17 protein-coding genes are annotated in these 17,999 nt (G+C 51.5%); 13 read left to right on the forward strand and 4 right to left on the reverse strand.

The genetic code is table 11. The features are described 5' to 3' along the window. Nucleotides 1-886: hypothetical protein (locus tag WKI84_RS06615; protein WP_337862746.1), on the reverse strand; the 886-nt coding region annotated here is incomplete at its 3' end. Between the two features lie 288 nt (nucleotides 887-1,174). Here WKI84_RS06615 and WKI84_RS06620 point away from each other — a divergent pair. The 7 genes from WKI84_RS06620 to WKI84_RS06650 all read left to right on the forward strand — a co-directional run bounded on the left by WKI84_RS06620 (nucleotide 1,175) and on the right by WKI84_RS06650 (nucleotide 8,176). Continuing rightward, nucleotides 1,175-2,302: a hypothetical protein gene (locus WKI84_RS06620; protein ID WP_337862747.1), complete on the forward strand. Its 1,128-nt coding sequence runs from the start codon at nucleotides 1,175-1,177 to the stop codon at nucleotides 2,300-2,302. A gap of 248 nt (nucleotides 2,303-2,550) precedes the next feature. After that, nucleotides 2,551-3,852, forward strand: coding sequence for a hypothetical protein (locus tag WKI84_RS06625; protein ID WP_337862748.1), 1,302 nt, complete (start codon nucleotides 2,551-2,553; stop codon nucleotides 3,850-3,852). An 11-nt stretch (nucleotides 3,853-3,863) separates the two neighbouring features. Continuing rightward, nucleotides 3,864-4,910, forward strand: a complete 1,047-nt coding sequence (locus tag WKI84_RS06630) for a hypothetical protein (protein ID WP_337862749.1) — start codon at nucleotides 3,864-3,866, stop codon at nucleotides 4,908-4,910. A gap of 462 nt (nucleotides 4,911-5,372) precedes the next feature. Further along, entirely contained in the window at nucleotides 5,373-5,852 is a 480-nt protein-coding gene (locus tag WKI84_RS06635; protein ID WP_337862750.1) for a hypothetical protein, read from the forward strand. 186 nt (nucleotides 5,853-6,038) lie between these two features. Next, the gene (locus WKI84_RS06640) at nucleotides 6,039-6,857 is read left to right on the forward strand and encodes an NAD+ synthase (RefSeq protein ID WP_337862751.1); all 819 of its coding nucleotides are present in this window, start codon (nucleotides 6,039-6,041) and stop codon (nucleotides 6,855-6,857) included. A 104-nt stretch (nucleotides 6,858-6,961) separates the two neighbouring features. Continuing rightward, nucleotides 6,962-7,447, forward strand: coding sequence for a hypothetical protein (locus WKI84_RS06645; protein WP_337862752.1), 486 nt, complete (start codon nucleotides 6,962-6,964; stop codon nucleotides 7,445-7,447). Nucleotides 7,448-7,678: 231 nt separating this feature from the next. After that, complete coding sequence (locus tag WKI84_RS06650) at nucleotides 7,679-8,176, forward strand: hypothetical protein (protein WP_337862753.1); 498 nt, start codon at nucleotides 7,679-7,681, stop codon at nucleotides 8,174-8,176. Between the two features lie 46 nt (nucleotides 8,177-8,222). On the opposite strand, the gene WKI84_RS06655 is transcribed toward WKI84_RS06650, so the two are convergent. Both WKI84_RS06655 and WKI84_RS06660 read right to left on the reverse strand, forming a co-directional pair. Next, complete coding sequence (locus WKI84_RS06655) at nucleotides 8,223-9,521, reverse strand: hypothetical protein (RefSeq protein WP_337862754.1); 1,299 nt, start codon at nucleotides 9,519-9,521, stop codon at nucleotides 8,223-8,225. Nucleotides 9,522-9,550: 29 nt separating this feature from the next. Further along, nucleotides 9,551-10,699, reverse strand: coding sequence for a hypothetical protein (locus WKI84_RS06660; RefSeq protein ID WP_337862755.1), 1,149 nt, complete (start codon nucleotides 10,697-10,699; stop codon nucleotides 9,551-9,553). Nucleotides 10,700-11,053: 354 nt separating this feature from the next. On the opposite strand from WKI84_RS06660, the gene WKI84_RS06665 reads away from it, so the two are divergent. Then, the gene (locus WKI84_RS06665) at nucleotides 11,054-11,956 is read left to right on the forward strand and encodes an NAD-dependent epimerase/dehydratase family protein (protein ID WP_337862756.1); all 903 of its coding nucleotides are present in this window, start codon (nucleotides 11,054-11,056) and stop codon (nucleotides 11,954-11,956) included. Here the strand turns inward: WKI84_RS06665 and WKI84_RS06670 are convergent. Then, nucleotides 11,945-12,970, reverse strand: coding sequence for an SIS domain-containing protein (locus WKI84_RS06670; protein WP_337862757.1), 1,026 nt, complete (start codon nucleotides 12,968-12,970; stop codon nucleotides 11,945-11,947). The two genes, WKI84_RS06665 and WKI84_RS06670, sit on opposite strands and share 12 nt — an antisense overlap. A gap of 189 nt (nucleotides 12,971-13,159) precedes the next feature. On the opposite strand from WKI84_RS06670, the gene WKI84_RS06675 reads away from it, so the two are divergent. From WKI84_RS06675 to WKI84_RS06695, 5 genes are all read left to right on the forward strand, one after another. After that, nucleotides 13,160-14,230 (forward strand): glucose-1-phosphate thymidylyltransferase, encoded by a 1,071-nt coding sequence (locus WKI84_RS06675; RefSeq protein ID WP_337862758.1) that lies wholly within the window; start codon nucleotides 13,160-13,162, stop codon nucleotides 14,228-14,230. 9 nt (nucleotides 14,231-14,239) lie between these two features. After that, nucleotides 14,240-15,187, forward strand: coding sequence for a dTDP-4-dehydrorhamnose reductase (gene rfbD, locus WKI84_RS06680; protein ID WP_337862759.1), 948 nt, complete (start codon nucleotides 14,240-14,242; stop codon nucleotides 15,185-15,187). Continuing rightward, nucleotides 15,177-16,568, forward strand: coding sequence for a hypothetical protein (locus WKI84_RS06685; RefSeq protein ID WP_337862760.1), 1,392 nt, complete (start codon nucleotides 15,177-15,179; stop codon nucleotides 16,566-16,568). The genes rfbD and WKI84_RS06685 overlap by 11 nt, the downstream gene beginning before the upstream one ends. Before the next feature lie 39 nt (nucleotides 16,569-16,607). Then, nucleotides 16,608-17,123, forward strand: coding sequence for a dTDP-4-dehydrorhamnose 3,5-epimerase family protein (locus WKI84_RS06690; protein WP_337862761.1), 516 nt, complete (start codon nucleotides 16,608-16,610; stop codon nucleotides 17,121-17,123). Between the two features lie 11 nt (nucleotides 17,124-17,134). Then, nucleotides 17,135-17,999: SDR family oxidoreductase (locus WKI84_RS06695; RefSeq protein WP_337862762.1), on the forward strand; the 865-nt coding region annotated here is incomplete at its 3' end.

Genomic DNA, 17,999 nt, shown 5'->3' on the forward strand with positions numbered 1-17,999 from the left:
TGCTGCGGAGGAGGGCCTCGGCTTCCTTTACGCCGTCCAGGCTTGTACTGCTACTACTGCCACTTGCAGCTGATGCTGCTGCCGACGCCGACGTTGGCGTCTTGCACTTGCTCATCAGCTCGTTGTAATAGTCAAACACGGTGAGCGGCGTCGGCTCTTTGCTCCACAGTGTGCGGGATATCCTGTCCACGTTGGACGAAATGTACAGCTTCCACAGGTCTTTGAACTGGGCGATGCTCATCCCGTACTGCTGTATGATCCTCTTTAGCTGGTCCTTGTCATAGTTGATCTCTAGCACAAAGAACTCGGGTATGTCGCTGGCAAGGTCGCGGAACACCTCGAGGTACTTGGGCTTCAGGACGACTATCATCTTGCCGACGCTTTTTGAGCTCAAAAGCTCGAGCACCCTTTTCGCGTTTGCCATGTCCCTCCTCGTGAGGTCGTCCGGAAAGTTGTCCCACACGATCACGTCGTCGCTTCCGATCTTGCCGAGTAGCTCTCGAAGGGGAATGCGCCCCGACTCGACGCCGACCTTGTTCCTGGGGTTGACGACAAAGATCCTGCGCGTCCTGCCGATCCCTTTCTTGACCAGCTCAAAGAGCGCCCTTGATTTCCCAGACCCGCTTGAGCCGTAGAGGAATATCTTTTCTTCCTCGTGGAGGCCGTCAAAGTTGTCGAACTCGACGAACGGGAAATGCTGGTTGCCTTCAAGCGACAGCCTGACGTTGATGGCCGAGGACAGCTCGTGGATGGCGTTGTTATTGTTATCATCGTCATCTCTATTGCCGGCGCCCCCTTGGCCTTCGCTTTCGTGCACATCGATTACCGCATAAGTGACTTCGTTCAGCTCGTTTTCCAACTGCTGGCTGGGCGTCGCCGTCGCCAATTTGCTATTGAACGTATCCACGTTCTGGCCAGCAGCTATTGTTGATGACATTACACGTGTGCAAGGTGATAAGGCTGTAGGTTGGCTATATGTTTTGTATCTGCAGATTATATTACATGCCGAGCCATGTTGTTGAGGGTGGCTGCATTGTACTTTGTTGCACGCGATCAGCAGCAAAAGAGCATGATGGAAGATAAAAAGAAAGATGGAGCGGGTCGTGACAAATGTAATTTCTAGAGGAGAACAACAGAGAGAAATGTTATATCAAAGCTATTTGTTAACGGAGACATGTCCAACGGTGCCTCAAGGGCAAGGAAAGAACGGCTGTTCACTCTGCGCCGCCAAGTCGCCAGGCAGATCATCGAATCCGATCTAGACGATACGATAGACATCACGCCTCTGGGCCTGCGCACTGGCCTGCGCGCCGCCGAGAAAAAGAGGCTGCTCCCTGTCGTTGACTGGCCGGACAGAGACCTCAAGCCGGTCCTGTCAAAGCTCGACCCTGCGCCGGGGCCGGACCAGCCGCTTCCAGAGGCAGACTGGCTGGTGATCACCTGGACCGTGGACGAGCACAAGGCGCTCAAGGAGGTCTTCGCCCCAAGCCTCCCGACAGAGAGGTGGCACCTGTACAGGCACAATTTCGCCAGGTATGCCCCCGACCTCAAGAGCACCGGGCCGGCGGCGAGGGCCGGCCGCATAGGCAGCTACTGCATGGTGGAGGTCGCCGGCAAGCGCGTCCTGTGCCTCAAATCCGAGTTCCACCTCAACCAGGACGGGCCCAAGCTGCCGTTGCGCCCCCTCACCCGCCAGCTGATCGAAGAGACGGGGGCGAAAAACATCCTGTCGATAGGCACTGCAGGAGGCGTCGGGATGGACGACGAGCTTGGAGACGTGATGGTTTCGCAGTCGGCCCTCTTCAAGTGCGGCGACGAGTTCGAGGACGCCGACTTTAACGGCAAAAAGTACGTCAGCAACTGGAACATGGACAAGAGGCTCTTCAAGGACGCTACCAAGCTGATGATCCCTCTGCAGGAGCCCCCGTACGCGCCGCCGACAAAGAGGGTCCCGTTTGACGGCCGGCCCGTAACCCTCCCGCCGAACAAGCCCCACATAGCGCACTTTACAGACCACCCGATCATCACCACCGACTTTTTCGAGTTTGGAACGTCCGCCAACAGGCTGGACAAGATAGGCTGCGCAGTCGAAATGGACGACGCGGTGATTGCCATGGTCTGCCAGGAGCTGGGGCCCCATCTGCGCTATGCGTTTGTAAGGAACGTGTCTGACCCCGTGATCAACGCAGACCTAGACGAGCGGACCCAGGTGATGTGGGCGGCGGCGTACTATGAACGGTTTGGCCGGCAGACAAGCTACAACGGCGCGCTTGCGACCTGGGCGATAATCGCAGCAAACTAAACTAGGCATCTCTCACCCCCCACCTCTGCTGTTCCCGGGCATCAACGTATAGAGAGCGCCAGAGCAGCGGCAGGAAAGATGATGCCTGATATCTTGTCTTTGTTCTTGCCTCTGCTGCCAGTTGCTAATGTGATAGTCAAAAAGGGGCAACTGCAAACAACCTCCGCAAATCATTAAAGAGAGCAGGCGCGACGCAAAACACGTTGCAGATAACAAAGAAAAAGACTCTGGCAGCGGTATTAGTTATCATGGCAGCTGCGCTTGTGGCGGTGGCAGCAGCAGGCTTTGTCCCTGCAGCCTTGGCGCAGGGCGACGGCATTAGCAGCAATGACGGCAACGGCAACTTTGCGTTCAAGTACGCAAAATCGGGAGGGATAGCCGGCCTGCAAAAAGAAATCACGTACGACTCGAGCGACAACAGGAGGCTGACCGTAAAGGACAGCATAGCCGGAGACAAAGAGCGCACCCTTTCGCGGCAGGAAGAGGCCGCGCTCAGGGACATGATAGTAAAGAGCGGGTTCTTTGACCTGCCCCGGGAGTTCAGGCCAAATTCCAGCGCGGCAGACTATTTCTCTTACAGTTTGAGGGTAGAGCTTGGCAGCAGCGGTAGCAACAATGGTGGCAGGAGCCACGCCGTATCGTGGGTAGACCCGTTTGCCTCCGCCACCGGCAAGATACCTGCTGCCCTGACAGACATTTCTGCCAGAATAGAGCAGCTGGCCTCCGCGCAGCCCGCGCAGCAACAGGGGGGAGGAGGAGAAGAGCAGCAGCAACAGCAGCATCCAAGCATAGGCAAGAAGCGCATCATCGGTACCTTGGTGGTGCAGTCGTCGCCCCACAACGCAGAGGGGCACTCGTCGCACCAGGCCGCATACCTGCTGTACCCGCAGGACGGCAGGTACGTTTATTCTGGCACCCTGACGTTTTCCAGCACCAAGCCCATAGATCTGATGGTGTACCATGACGTGACTGGCAGCGCCGGTGCAATCAACGGCACAAAGGGGCTGGCAATACACGAAGTGGACGGCCGCTCGTACGTGGTGACCACGCTGCTAAAGAACGCGACCAGTGGCACGGTGGCAGGCTTTGCAGGCTCGGCGGTGCTTGCGCACATGGCCGACGGCAGCGAGCCATACACCATAGTGGCAACCGTCGACGCGCTGCGCAAGACCGTGAATGTTGTTAGCAGTAGCACTGATGGTAGCAGCAATAATACTTACAAGGCGTTCACAGTCGAAGTCGCCGGCGGCGAGCGATTTACAGTCCGCGTGACTGACAAGGAGACCATCAGGCAGATGACCGACAGCCTGAAGGGAGGCAGTAACAATAATACTGCTATGCACGTAACAGGCAGGCTGGCAAGGGGCGACGGCGGCTTTAACCAGCCCTGGTCGTGGCACCTGGTCCCAAGCTCGGTGAGGATGGCAGAAGTGTCCATAGAGCTGTGCGACGGCAGGCCCAGCATGGTGGAAGAAGACCTAGACTACTGGCTCGGCACGGTAGGCACTTTTTGCCCGTGGTCGAGCAAGGTGATAGGGGTCAAAAACTGAGAGAGGCACAGATGGCAAGAAGGAAGAACAAGAAGATAATAATACTGCAGCTGAAATCCACGCAGGATCCGCCGGCGTTTGACAACATCTCTGGCATCATAAAAAAGATCCGCGACGAGCAGGGCTACAGGATAAGGGGCCACGAAGTCCACCAGGTCGCCGGCGTGATGCGCAGGACGTCCGTCGCAGAGAGGGCCGAAATGGTCTCGCGCTTTTGCGCAAGGAACGACCTGGAGTACCTCACCTACCACGCGCCCGTGCTTGCCCCCGGCTGCAACCTCTGGGAGAAGGACGAAAAGAAGCGAGAGCGGGTTATAGAGTCGCTCCAGCTGACTGCCCGGGAAGCAGAGATGGTGAGCCGCCAGGTGGCTCTTGCGGCCCCGCCAGTGGTGGTCTTTCACCTGACAAGCTATGTGCCCCTTGCCCAGCTTCCACCCACGCACGGGCGCAGGATCGAAATGCTTCAGAAAGCAGGCGCCGAGTTTGCCAGGCTCTTTGGGTCAAAAGAAAAAGGGGACGATGCGCGGCCAAGGCGGTCGTCATCATACACCTTTGCGGTAGAGAACACGTACCCGCGCCTGAAGAGCAGCGGCTCCTTTGGTAACATAGGGCCCTTCCATCCCGCAGAACTGGCCCGCCTCACCGCTGACATGAAATGCGGCACGACGCTCGACCTTGCGCACTATCAGCTGTATTCCAATTACCTGAAATACGGAAGGGGGAACCGCATAGGGGATCTTGACCGGCAGGCTAATGGCCGCCGGGCGCCGGGCTGGCAGGAGTGCATCGAAACGCTGGGCGACGCGCTCGTCCAGCTCCACATCAGCGACGCCAGGGGCACGACCATTGACGGCGAGGCGCTGCCCCTTGGAAAAGCGTCAGGAGGGGAGATACCGGTAGCAAGCGTGCTGCAGGCCGTCATCGATAACAACAATAATAACAATAACAAAAAAGTGATCCAGGGGACGCTGGAGCTCCGCAACGGACACCTTGACGGCGCAAGGGCGCAGCTGGAAAGCGCAAGGTGGCTGCTGGAAAACGCCCGCCAGGTCTTTTGAGGCTCATCCCCATGTCGAGACAGAGACTCTGTCGTTTTAGGCAAAGCATCAAGAAAAGAGATAGAATGGGGCTCTAAAGTTTCCCAGCATTAGATATAAGACCAGCCTGCACGCCGGTAGAGGTGTGCGGTAGCGGCGCACACAATGCGCATACTTAAATCAAAGCCATCCTGATACTCACGGTAAGGCCGGCGGCTGGGACAGCTGCCGGGTGTGCGTGCTGGCGACGGCGGCATGCATGGAGGCCGCCTCAAGGAACCTCCCTGCTGGGCTACCGCCCGCTGCAACGGCCCATATAGGCCCTCACAGCTTCTAGTATGTATTTGAAGATTTTAATATAGATTTAAATAATAGCGTGATCTATACGCTGGCATGGAAAAGACGAACAGGGGTATCTTGTTTACTGCAGTACCCGTGGCGATAGGCGCCCTTTTACTAGGCATGCTCGCTCCAGGGACTGCGTTGCTCGGTACCCAGCAGGCAACAACCGACGGCGTCGGCCCGCATGGCTACGTGGTTGTCACCGTGAACAGGGACGGGAAAGAGATCTATAGGCACGAGGATCACAACATCATCACTAATGCAGGCAAGGACTTTATCTCTGCCCAGATAGGCTCTACCTCTCCTGGTACAAACGGCGCTAACTTTATCGCACTGTCGTCCACGTCGATCACCCCGGCAGCAGGCGATACCACTCTGTCTGGCGAGATCACGGGCAGCGGCCTGCAGAGGGCGCAGGGCACATACGCACACACCAACGGGCAGAACACATTCACGGTGACAAGGACGTTCACTGCAACGGCCACAGTCAACAACGTTCAGAGCGCAGGCCTCTTTACTGCATCCTCTGGCGGAACGATGATGGCCGAGAACACGTTCACGGCAGTGAGCCTTGCAAACAACGACCAGCTGACCATAACCTGGACAATTACCCTGTCGTAAAAGGATGCGTCCTTCCCTCTCTTCCTCTCTTTTTGTCTTTATAGGGAAGCTTTACACACAGAAGATCCTGCCTACATGGCAGTTCGAACATGTATCCTGATACGCAGCGGTCATTTTTTCCGCCATCTTCTTTATTCAAACAACATTAATACCTAGAACGCAACCATAAAGGCGCAGCATAAAACCATGGTGACAACTCATGCCTCAGATAAAGAGACCACCGTCTTTTCCGGATTGATAGATTTGGACTTTGGCAAGGTGGTCTGCGGCATAGGGAAGTTTGTCACTGGCTATGTTTCTGCCGCCTCTTCAAGGGGAGTAGTAATAGGTCTGAGCGGAGGGCTTGATTCATCAGTAGCTGCCAAGCTGTGTACCCTGTCTCTTGGAAAAGACCGAGTATGTGGCCTGATCCTTCCAAGCAGCATCACGCCTAAAAGAGATATTGACGATGCCACAGACTTTGCAAACGAGCTTGGCATCAAACATAAAGTAATAGACATCAGACCGATACTTGACAGATTCATGGAAGTGTTGCCTGCAGACAAGAGAGCGGAAGGCAACCTGGCCGCCCGCGTCCGCATGAGCATCCTCTACCATTTTGCCTATACTAAAAAAAACTTGGTGGTAGGGACGAGCGACAAGAGCGAATTGTATATAGGATATTTCACAAAATTTGGCGACGGCGGCGCAGACCTGCTGCCGATCGCAGATCTATATAAAATTCAAGTCCGGGCGCTGGGTAGATTTCTTGGACTGCCCCCAAACATATTGGAAAAGAAAAGCAGCCCTCAGCTATGGAAGGACCATCTGGCGGAAGAAGAACTCGGCATCACGTACGAGACGCTGGATCCTATATTGCATCTGTTGGTTGACGTGAAACTAACCGTCAGAGATGCTGCAAAGCAACTAGGCGTTCCTATATCACAGGTAAAGAAAGTCCAAGAGATGATGGACAGGAGCGCCCACAAGCGTAACCGTGCTGCGATAGCGTTTATTCATGGCTGATTTTTGCTGTTATATGATTATGGATGCGATGTGAATGAGTAATTCTATCAACTTTGCATAGCCATTCAAACTTGATATTTTTATAACAATCTGGGAGATGATTGATGGTAATAATGGTCAGGATTACAAAATCTTTCTCTATAGAAATAGAAAAAGACGGTTATAAAATAACATTCACTCCTGACGAGATCAAGGAGCTCAAAAGACAGCTGGATGCTGCCATAAGGGAAAAGGGCAAAAGGGAAGTAGAGAAGGAGGAAGAAGGTGTTTCTACTGTCATTGGTCAACGGCGGTCAAGAAGAACCAAGCAACGTCAGCAAAAGAGCAAAATAAAAAGTAAGTCTGCATCATTGCCCTCGACCGCCGGCAAAGTAGTTCACATGAGTGAAGACAAGAGAAAGGCGATCATGGACAATGTCAACAAAAAGCTATCATCCGTGACCCCCAAGACCCTGTCTGCTCTCCTTGATGGCGTTTCCTATGTTCCAAACTATTTGCCTGCCATAAGGAAGATGGTAGAAAGCCGGGACGATGTTGTCAAGAAGCAGGTCGGCAAAAGAACATTATATTCGCTCAAAGAAAAAGCGTAGAAAAGTGTGCGCGTGTGCATTGTGGCGCAGGATCCTGCTTCTCCTGCTTTTTTCTTCCCTTTGCCAATAGGATCTGAAACCGATACCGGATTTCGATCGTCCAAGCATTTTGCCATCTCGTATTTTTCTGATTTTTCTACCCTCTATTCTAGAGTTGCTAGAGGATTTTAACAGAAATATTCTCTATGGTTGAACCTGTAGGTTATCGGCATTTTTTGCGTCCGATTTCTATTGGACTACTTTGTTACAACTCTGATCCTGATCATTGCCCAAGGTTGTATGTCGGATAATATGCAGGTCACACTTGCTCATGATCTGAACTACAACAATAATACCGGATACGAGCCGTACCTATCCACAGACCCCATGATAGTTTGCATGGGTGGTGTGGACATCCATTCCATAGAGTCCGTAACTCTACCTCTTTTGCGGCAGATCTATGCTGACAATCCCCTAGTATTTGTTTATGGGAGTAAGCAGAGCTTGGATTACCAGCTTTACATCTCGCAAAAATATGGATCAGAATATTATGGAATGGCAGATGGAAATTCAGATGTCGAGCGGGGCTATGCTTTGGCACCCTTCAGCCGCATAGCTATCCAGCATGAGCGGGCGCACATCGAGCTTTGCGCGGCTCATGTCAGCGGCACAAATGCTGACAACCCGTCCACCTGGGTCAGGACTGCAACCCGTCCCTGGTGTCCACTAACTCCTTTGCGCAACAGCTAGGAACATCGAGAGAGACCAATAAAAAATCCTCTTTTTTATTGAACAATTATGGAAGAAAGAGCGAATTAAGGTTTGCAAGCACTATCAAAAGAGAGAACGCCAAAATTGCCAGATGGGTTTCAATTCTATCCCTTTTTGCAAGCCCATCAGTCCTTGAAAACATCAGTCCCGCTCCAATCGCAAAGAATGCTATCAACGGAACGAGTCTGTATAACTGGCTGGTAACGCCTGTCAAAGCCGTGAGCAGAAAGGAAATCCAGAGCATGCCTGCCAAGAGAAGCATGATGGCGTCTGCCTGCCGCAGCCCCTTTCTGGCAAGGAGGAAAAGTCCAGCTATTACCGGAGGAAGGAACGTGAAAACTAGCGGGTCGTCAAGCTGCCAATCCTTGGGAAGCGCATACGAAAGCCTAGATAATGTCTCGTTGCCGAGTTGCGGCCTTATGCCTTCGATAGCACCTGCCAAGACTGCTGCAACCGAGATTCCAAACAGTATTCCATACGATATGATGGCAGACAGCAGACTCGGACGCGGGAGGGTTCTGTATGCAAAAAACATGGAAAACGGAATAAAAACTGCTGATATTGCCTTTGAAAAGATGGCAAGAAGCTGCAGAACGGGGGATGCGTACCACCACCTTGCTTTTAGTAGGGCATATATCGAGAGCATATAAAATAGCGTTGAGAAATTATCATACGCAGCCGAATCGTCATAGGCGCGAAACGTGCTGCTCTGCACAAACATGACCATGGCAATTATTCCGGCAAACCTCTTGCGTGAGATCTCTTTTGTTATGAGGTAGGTCAAGACGACCATCGCTGTGCTAGCCAAAAAAGGAACGATCCTGACATTGCCAAATATCTGCAAAGATAAAGACAGGAGTGTATACTTGACCAGTCTTGAAAATCCTACAACGCGGTCTGGGCTAAAGTAAGACACTCCAAACTTCTCAATATCGTTTTTCAGACCGCTTGATGTATAATCTGCAAAACTTTCTTCATGTTGTATTCCGGCGCTGCTCTGTATTATGTATAGTGAAAGAAGCAGTATGCCCACTACAAGCGCATGCTTCCTTGACAGCTCGAATGAAAAAACGAAGGAGATCAGCCTTTCCAGCCTGTGCGGGAGCATTTGGCATCTATGCAGGACACCAACTGTAAACAGCAGTAAATACGAAGTCACGAGAATGATGGCAAGGTTGTTGTAGAGGAAATCAACAAACGTCTGATACAAGACAACATCGGATCTTGCACGCGTTTTCTTTGCTTCAAGCTGGGCATACGCGTCTGTACTGATAGTCGGCAGAAAGACCAGAAGACATACCATGAGAACAAGCGCCGTAACCAACAGCAAGTTGGTTGCACAGAGTTTCCGGGTCATCTAAAATTCTGATCCGAATAGAGCACCGGGAAGATGAATGTCGTTACTGTGATGAATGCGAAAACCGATGTAAAGATAAAGATGCCTGCAAACATGCTGTTTTCCCATGTCCTTGGAGGACTTCTGCCCCGATCATCAGAAAAGATAGTGCCCAGACCTATTCCTGCAGATACTATCAGCGGAACCATCCTGTAGTCCAAATTCGCAACATTTGTCAGGCCTTCCAGCAGGGCATAGGTAAGGAATGTTCCTCCTATCAACAAGCATACTGCATCGGCGAATCGCACGCCTCTCCTCATCGCCAAAAAAAGACCTATGACAATTGGAAGAATAATGACCAAAAACAGGCCCTCTTTTTGCAGCAGGATTGGCACAGAATTGATGCCCGCCCAAAATTCGTCTCCATCCACAGCTAGACGCACTCCTTCAATCCCGCCTCTTGCAACTATGATTGCAATGATGGCAATGAACGCTGCATACGGGATGATAAGGGTGACTTTTCTGCGACTCGAGGAATCAGACCTTGCCAGAAAAAATGCATTGAACGGTGCAAACAACGTTGCAAAGGACTTTGACGATATTGACAGGTAAAATGCTGCGGGAGACACCACGGATCGCTTCACCACAAGGTAGAGTGAAAGCAAAAAGAAAACAGCCCAATAATTGTTGTAAGTGGGCGATGCAGAGTAGTATGCGAAAATAGGGCTCTGGAGAAGGAACGCAAAAGCTAGAATCCCCGCAAACCTCTTTCTCGTGATCTCTAGAGTAGTAAGGTACACCAGGATAAGGAGGACCAAGCTGGCAAGAAAAGGTATTATCGTGATCAGTCCGAAGAGCCTTAAGGATAGGTGGTTGAGAAACGCCCTTACTTGTAATAGGATCCTGTTCCCTTCATAAGCATCCCCTCCAAACGGAGAGGTTACTTCATAGTTTTCGGCTTCCGGTTTTACATTTCCTGTGTAGTCGAGAAACGTCTCTTCTTGGAGCAACCTGCCATAGTTTAGGGTGATAAACAACAGCAACATTCCTGCAAGCGTAAAAAAGGTAATCTTTTTTGAAACTTCAAAGTTAGAGGTGCGCTCGATGATAAACCTTGTAAATGAAATCCTTTTCCTGTATAGCATTCCTATGGCACCCAGTACCAAATTGAAAAAATAATAGCGTACGTCCATGTGCCATATGCCGGATGCAGATTCGGAGCGAAACTCAATCTAGGCAGAATTTTATCGCTGGTCACCTCCCTTGATAATATCTGCCCAGTTGAATTCCGGACCTCGACGGTCAGTTGGGCCTGCGCATTTTCTATCGTATAGGCGATAAGCACCATAACTATTAACATAATAGCAGCAGCCAGTAGGAATGTTATAGGAACTGCTTTGATACCGCTGCGTTTGTTGCTGTCACTTAAGAATAATGCGGCATTGGTCCTTATCCTTCCTTTAACGCACAATTGGCAAAGGTTTTTCTACTCTTGAATGCGGCATTCGGTTATGCGTAACGTGCTCGTGACCGGGGGCGCAGGGTTCATTGGTCATCATCTGGTAAATAGGCTCCTGCAGGTCACAGAAAATAAAATTATAGTTATTGACGATCTGAGCAGCGGGGACAAGCGCAGACTTGACGGCAAGGTGGCGTTCTACAAACAGGATATCAGGGATAAAAAGGCAATCGCAGAAATAATTAAAAAAGAAAAGGTGGACTGTTGCATACATCTTGCCGCAAAGATCAGCGTGGCCGAATCGATAGTCCGGCCTGAGAGCACTGTTGGGGTAAATGTAGACGGGACGCTCGCCTTACTGGAGGCGTGCAGCGGCCGGATAAAGAATTTCATCTTTGCCTCGTCGGCTGCGGTCTATGGTCGTCAGACCAGGCTGCCCATATCAGAGAACCAGCCCTTAGCTCCGTTATCGGTGTATGGGGCCACCAAGATGGCTGGTGAAGGGTTGGTGTCGGCATACACAAATTCCCGGCAAATCCTCCAAGCAACCATACTAAGGTTCTTCAACGCCTACGGGCAGAATCAAAGCCTAGAGTACGCAGGCGTAATAGCCAAATTTGCAGAGCGGCTCGCCGAAGGAAAACCCCCGATAATTTTTGGCGACGGCTTGCAAACAAGAGATTTCGTCTCGGTGGAGGACATCGTTGGGGCAATCATCCTTGCAATGGATTCGACCACCTCCGGCGTCTACAACATAGGCACTGGCAGACCGGTATCTGTGAATGACCTGGCGGCATCCATGATCCGCATCATGGGCCTGAATGTTACGCCAATCCACAGGGATCCCGTAGACGGAGAAATCCTGCATAGCTATGCCGACACGAAGGCAAAGAGCGAACTTGGATTCGTAGCCACAACAGATCTTCAAACGCAGTTAAAGAAATTGATGCAATTACCTGCCTAGGCTCTTGATTATATCTATGGCCGGCGTCGGAGACGGATCGATTTTTCGGGAGACTGCCATGTAGATGCTCGCATAATCCAAAATGTAGATCGACGAGACAATCGCATCAAAGAGGCTTTTCTCGTTAGCAACAATCTCCATAAAAGGCTGCTTTATTCTCTTGAACAGGGCCTTGAATCTCCCGAATCTCTCAACGATTTCTGGCGGGTCCGCGATCCATCTCAACAGGAGAACCTTTGATTCAAAATCGTTGTGAAAAGTAAACGGAACTATCTCGTTATGTGATGCCTCCATGACCGATTCTCTAATACAGTGCAGCTTGGAATTCTCATTAAGTGAATTCTTGAACCGCGTTCCTGCAGAGATCAAGAAAGGGGATGTAAAGCAAAACGCTAACCCTCCTTCCATAAAATCTGCAACTTGTTTGGAAACATTACTTTCATACGGTGTGGAGATGGAAACCCTTTTCGCTGTTTCCCTGATACTTTTGTGGAGGCTGGCCGCCTTGGGCGACTTGTGCAAAAGCGGGCCTATCAATTTAATGCTGGGCATCAGCAAATAGGGGAGAGAGGCGCGGGGAAGCGACAGATTGGGTATGTTGATATGCTTTGCACCAAGCTTGTCTGCCTCTTCTTTGAGGAGGCCGCCCGAGGACAAACATACAGTCTCTGCGTCTGCCTTTGAGCAGGCCTTCATCATCGATATAGTTTCCTTTGTGTTTCCCGAAACGCTGTTTACTATGGCAAGCGTTCGCTTGTTTGTAAATTGCGGGATACGGCCCCCTTTTACAACCGCTGAAGGGATGCTGCTACCATAATGGACGATGTCCTGCAGTATGTCGCAGTTGGTCCCTGAACCCCCTACTCCGCAAAAAACCAGAGAATCGTAATAATCTGAATCATGATCCGCACTGGCGCTGATCCTTGACGCTTTTTTGAAATGCTCGGGCCACTTTTCATATGCTTTATGAACAAAGGTCTGATCTATTTTCAGAATGTCCGCACTGGTAATCAAATATTGACTTCAAGAGTAAGCTAGAATCTATACTTAAAGTTATTCTGGCGACACCAATGCCATCCGCTGCATGCATCAGTTCTCACGGCAGGACTTTCTCCTTATATATAGAGGTATTATTTCACCAGCGCGACGATGAGATTGAGCCTTGTGTAAGACTTTAATAGTTATTGTGGATTTTTACAAAAAATGAAAGGAGTGATACTGCACGGGGGTCACGGGACGCGCCTTCGGCCTCTGACCCACACGGGGCCAAAACAGCTCTTGACCATAGGAAATAAACCCATGTCAAAGTATGCTCTGGACGACCTTGTGGAGGCCGGTATAACAGATATTGCTATGATAATAGGAGACGTTTATCCAGAGAAGGTAAAGGAGTATTACGGTGACGGGGCAAAATTTGGTGCCAAGATAACCTATATCTATCAGGAAAAGCCCGGCGGCATAGCTCAGGCGATCAACCTTTGCAAGGAATTTGTAGGCAATGACAAGTTTGTCGTATATCTGGGCGACAACATCCTAAAAGGCGGGATCAAAGAGTATGCATCCACGTTTAATTCCTCTTCGGCAGACGCCCTGATACTGTTATGTGAAGTTGATGATCCGTCACGGTTTGGCATCGCCACCGTCAAAGACGATAGGATTGAAAGGATAGTTGAAAAGCCAAAAAACGCCGATTCCAATCTTGCAGTAATAGGGATATACTTTCTTACTCCTGATATATTTTCTATAATAGACGTGCTCAAGCCCTCCGGCAGAGGGGAGCTGGAGATAACGGAAGCACTCCAAAACCTGATGCGCAACGGCAAACGAATCGAATATGATTACGTCACCGGATGGTGGAAAGATACAGGAACGCCACAGGACATCCTCGATGCCAACAGGTTTATGCTGGACGAGGTGAAAAGGCAAATAGATGGACAGGTAGACTCTGAAAACTCGATTCAGGGGAGAGTGGCTATAGGCAGCAACACAAAAGTCGCGTCTGGGGCCACAATAAGAGGTCCAGCGGTGGTAGGCACTGGCTGCAAAATCGAAGCCGGCGTCTACATTGGTCCGTACACAAGCATTGGAAACAATGTCGTAATAAGAAAAGGGGAACTTGAAAACTGCATAATTATGGACAGCTGCGAAATTGAAGCAAGTGGCAGGCTGGTTGACAGCATAATAGGCGCCGGCTCCAAGATACTGGACGCGCATGCCATGTCTCCGCGCGGCCACAGGTTTCTCTTGGGCGAGCGTTCGCAGGTAATGCTCTAGGCGATCAGCATGGAAAAGAAGAAGATGCTCGTCCTCGGCGCAAGCGGTCTGACCGGCTATAAGGTTATGCAACTGGCAAAATCCAGGTTCGATGTGCAGGGCACGTACAACGCAAGGTCTACATCATACGACCTGCTCCTCAAACTGGATCTTTCCAAACCCGACGAATTAAACAAGTTGATGCATGAAGTGAAGCCCGACGTTGTAGTAAATACTACGGCGCTGCACAATGTCGATTATTGCGAATCACACCCTGAAGAAGCGTATCACATAAACGCGGCAATGGTAAAAGAGATGGCAGAACACTGTGATAACATTGGCGCAAGGTTCGTCCATATCTCGACCGATTTTGTTTTTGATGGCAGGAAGGGCGCTCCGTACACAGAGTCTGATCCGCCAAACCCCGAGAGTGTCTATGCGAAGAGCAAGCTTGAGGGGGAAACCTTTGCAAGGACATGCCAATCCTGGTGCGTGATCCGGACAAGCGTGGTATATGGGTGGACGCCGCTTGAAACTCAGGGGTCTACATCCAGCTCTGGCAAGCCCATGAATTTTGCGCTCTGGGCGTTATCAAAGCTGGCTAGGGCCGAAGAACTAAAAATAGTCCGCGACCAGTTCACGTCTCCTACGCTGGCAGATGTCCTTGCCGCTGTGATCGTCAAAGTTGCAGGCACAGCAGTGGGCAAGAACGAGCTCTATCATGTGGCAGGCACGTCCTGCACAAGCAGGTATGAATTTACAAGAAAGTTGGCTTCCATGATGGGCTATCGTGCTGATGCCGTCCAGCCAGTAGAAAGCAAATTGTTTGCCCAGGTCGCCAAGAGACCTGCGCTCTCGTGCCTTGATTGCAGTAAAGTCCAGAGCGCTCTGGGTTACAGGCTGCTCAACGTCGACGAATCGCTTGCAGTCATGCGCTCACAAATAGAAATGGAGTCGCCAAACCTGCTTGGCTCATAGAGGGAGGTGCCCGCCTCTCAAAAAAAGAAGAAATGCCACCATCCTACTGTACCTGGCTGCAGGGGCACTGGCAGCCGCGTTCATCCTTGTTCCACCGACTGCCTACGGCCAGCTGCAAGTCCGCAAGGATCCTGCTGGAACGGTCCACCTGCCCGGGCTGTCTGATCCGTTCGCCGGCTCCAAGCTGGCATACCCAATCTTCGCTGTCAGCGCGACCATACTTGCAGTCGGGATCTTGTACTGGAAAAAATGGCTCCCGGCTGCCCTGTCGGACGTGATACGCCGCATACTCTGCTACGAGGTTTCAAGAAGGCTGGCCTCCGCCATAATCGCGGCTGCGCTTGCCGTCTATTCAGGCTATGTTGCTTCCGACTTTTACGGGAAGGAAGAGGGAGACCTCGAAAACGTAATCAGCAACACGGAGGGCTTTGTGGAAGGGCTTTCAGGCCACGTGGCGAGCCTGCGGGTTGTCAAATATTTTCTGCTATATCTGTCGCTCTACGGCTTTGGCAATATAGGCGTGATCCCCTTCCTTTCAGGCGTCGCCTTGCTGGTCCTGATTTACCTGTTTACGGCGTCGGTGGCAAAAAGGAGGCTTGCCGGTCTGGTGGCGTTTTTTGCGTTGTTGCAAAGTCCGCTCTACCTGCGTTTTGACACATCTCCAACATACGATTATGCCTGGATCACATTTTATCTGCTGTCGCTCTACCTGCTTACCACAAAAAGGGGGCGGTACTTTTCGCCAGTTGCGTTTGTGCTCTCGCTTTTCTCCAAGCCCCTCACTGCCGCCTATATACCGATGGTACTCTTCTTCATCTGGAGGGCAGAAATGCCCCACAGAGACAAGCTCGCCCTTGCCGTCCCTTATGGGCTCATGCTTTTTGCCCTTAGCGCTGCCGCAGTATTTGCAGGCAGGGAGGAAATTGTCCTTCTTTCCCCGAACGCCGGCCTGCTGACCGGGATGATCTCCACTCTGCCCATCTATCTCGGAGCAGAATATCTGTTCTGGCTATCTCTCCTTCCCGTCTACTGCGGGCTGTTCCTGCTAGGGTTGAAAAGGACGACCTATGGCCAATCCATGTTGTTTTTGTTTGGCGGCACGCTGGCGTCATACTATATTTTGGAAGGTTTTACAAACATCTCCAGCCAGCCTTACAGGTTCGTGCCCCTTGTTGTCGTGGCTGCCATAGGTCTGGGCGCGCTACTCTCTCACAGGTTCGAGAATATACCAAAAAGTGTATTCTATAGGTCTGTACACGTGGCGGTAGCTGCCCTGACCGCCCCGCCTGCATTCCTTGCTCTGGCATACGTGATCTTTCCGACGCAAATGACAGCAGTCATCAACCAACTTGCGCGCGCAGCCGGTAGCCTCGTACGTTGACCAAACACCTTAATAGTTCGTGGATTAAAGCCGCACCTGATGCAGCCTTCCGGACAAAAGTTCGAGCTTGAAGGTATTCAGGTCTTCGACATAAAAAAGAACATCGACGAGCGGGGCTTTTTCGCCGAAGCGAGCCGGAGAGACTGGCTTGAGCTCTTTGGCGAACAGTGGGTATCACAGGCAAACCTGTCCCAGAGCTACCCCGGCATAATCCGGGCCTGGCACCGCCACGCAAGAGGACAAGTGGACTATTTCATGGTGCTGCAAGGCTCTATGAAGATCGTCGCCTTTGACGGCAACCCCAACTCAAAGACGTACGGCAAGCTTGCAGAGATTACAGTTGGAGAGGAGAGGCTACAGATAGCCAGGGTGCCGGGCCACTACTGGCATGGTACAAAGACCGTCGGGGCCAAGCCGTCACTCACAATGTATTTTGTTAACAACCTTTACGACTACAAGTCGCCTGACGAAGAAAGGCGGCCATGGAACGATCCTTCCATCCTGGACCCGAGGACAGGCAAGGCCTACGACTGGAACGCCCCTCCACACAAGTAAGTGATAGATATATGCAGGTTCTCGTTACAGGCGGCGCAGGCTACATCGGTTCGGTGCTCATCAAGGAACTGTTGAAGGAAGGCCACAAGGTTAAGTGCCTCGACAGGTTCTTTTTCGGCAAGGAGTCGCTCGGGGAAGCGCTGACCGACCCCCATCTGGAGCTTGTAAGGGATGATATCAGGTGGTTTGACCCTGCTATCCTCAAAGGAGTCGACGCAGTCATGGACCTGGCCGCTCTGTCGAACGACCCGTCAGGCGAGCTTGATCCCTCCAAGACTTTTGAGATAAACCATAAGGGCAGGGCCCGGGTTGCCAGGTTGAGCAAGGAACATGGGGTAAAAAGGTACGTGCTGGCGTCAAGCTGCAGCATCTACGGGTTTCAGGACGAGGTGCTAGACGAGACTTCCAGCATCAACCCCCTCACGGCGTATGCAAAGGCTAACAGAAAGGCAGAGGAAGAAGTGCTTCCACTTGCCGACAGAGGATTCACAGTCACCGCGCTGAGGTTCGCCACGGTCTACGGGCTGTCTGGCAGGATGCGCTTTGACCTTGCGATAAACGGCATGGTGCTTGGCCTGTACAAAAGCCCCCTTATGCCTGTCATGCGTGATGGAAAACAGTGGAGGCCATTTGTGCATGTAAAGGATGCCGCCACTGCGTACAAGCTCGTGCTGGGTCAGCCGGAAGACGCAGTCAACGGCCAGATCTTTAACGTCGGCTCAGACAGTCAGAATTACCAGATCCTGCCTCTTGCAGAGCTGGTCGCAAGATCGATAGGGGTAGACTATAAAATAGACTGGTACGGGAGCGCCGACTCGCGCTCGTACAGAGTCTCGTTCCGCAAATTCAAGGACGCGGTGGGCTTTTCCCCGGCCT

The sequence above is a fragment of the Nitrososphaera sp. genome, assembly GCF_037447015.1.
Classification (GTDB): Archaea; Thermoproteota; Nitrososphaeria; order Nitrososphaerales; family Nitrososphaeraceae; genus Nitrososphaera.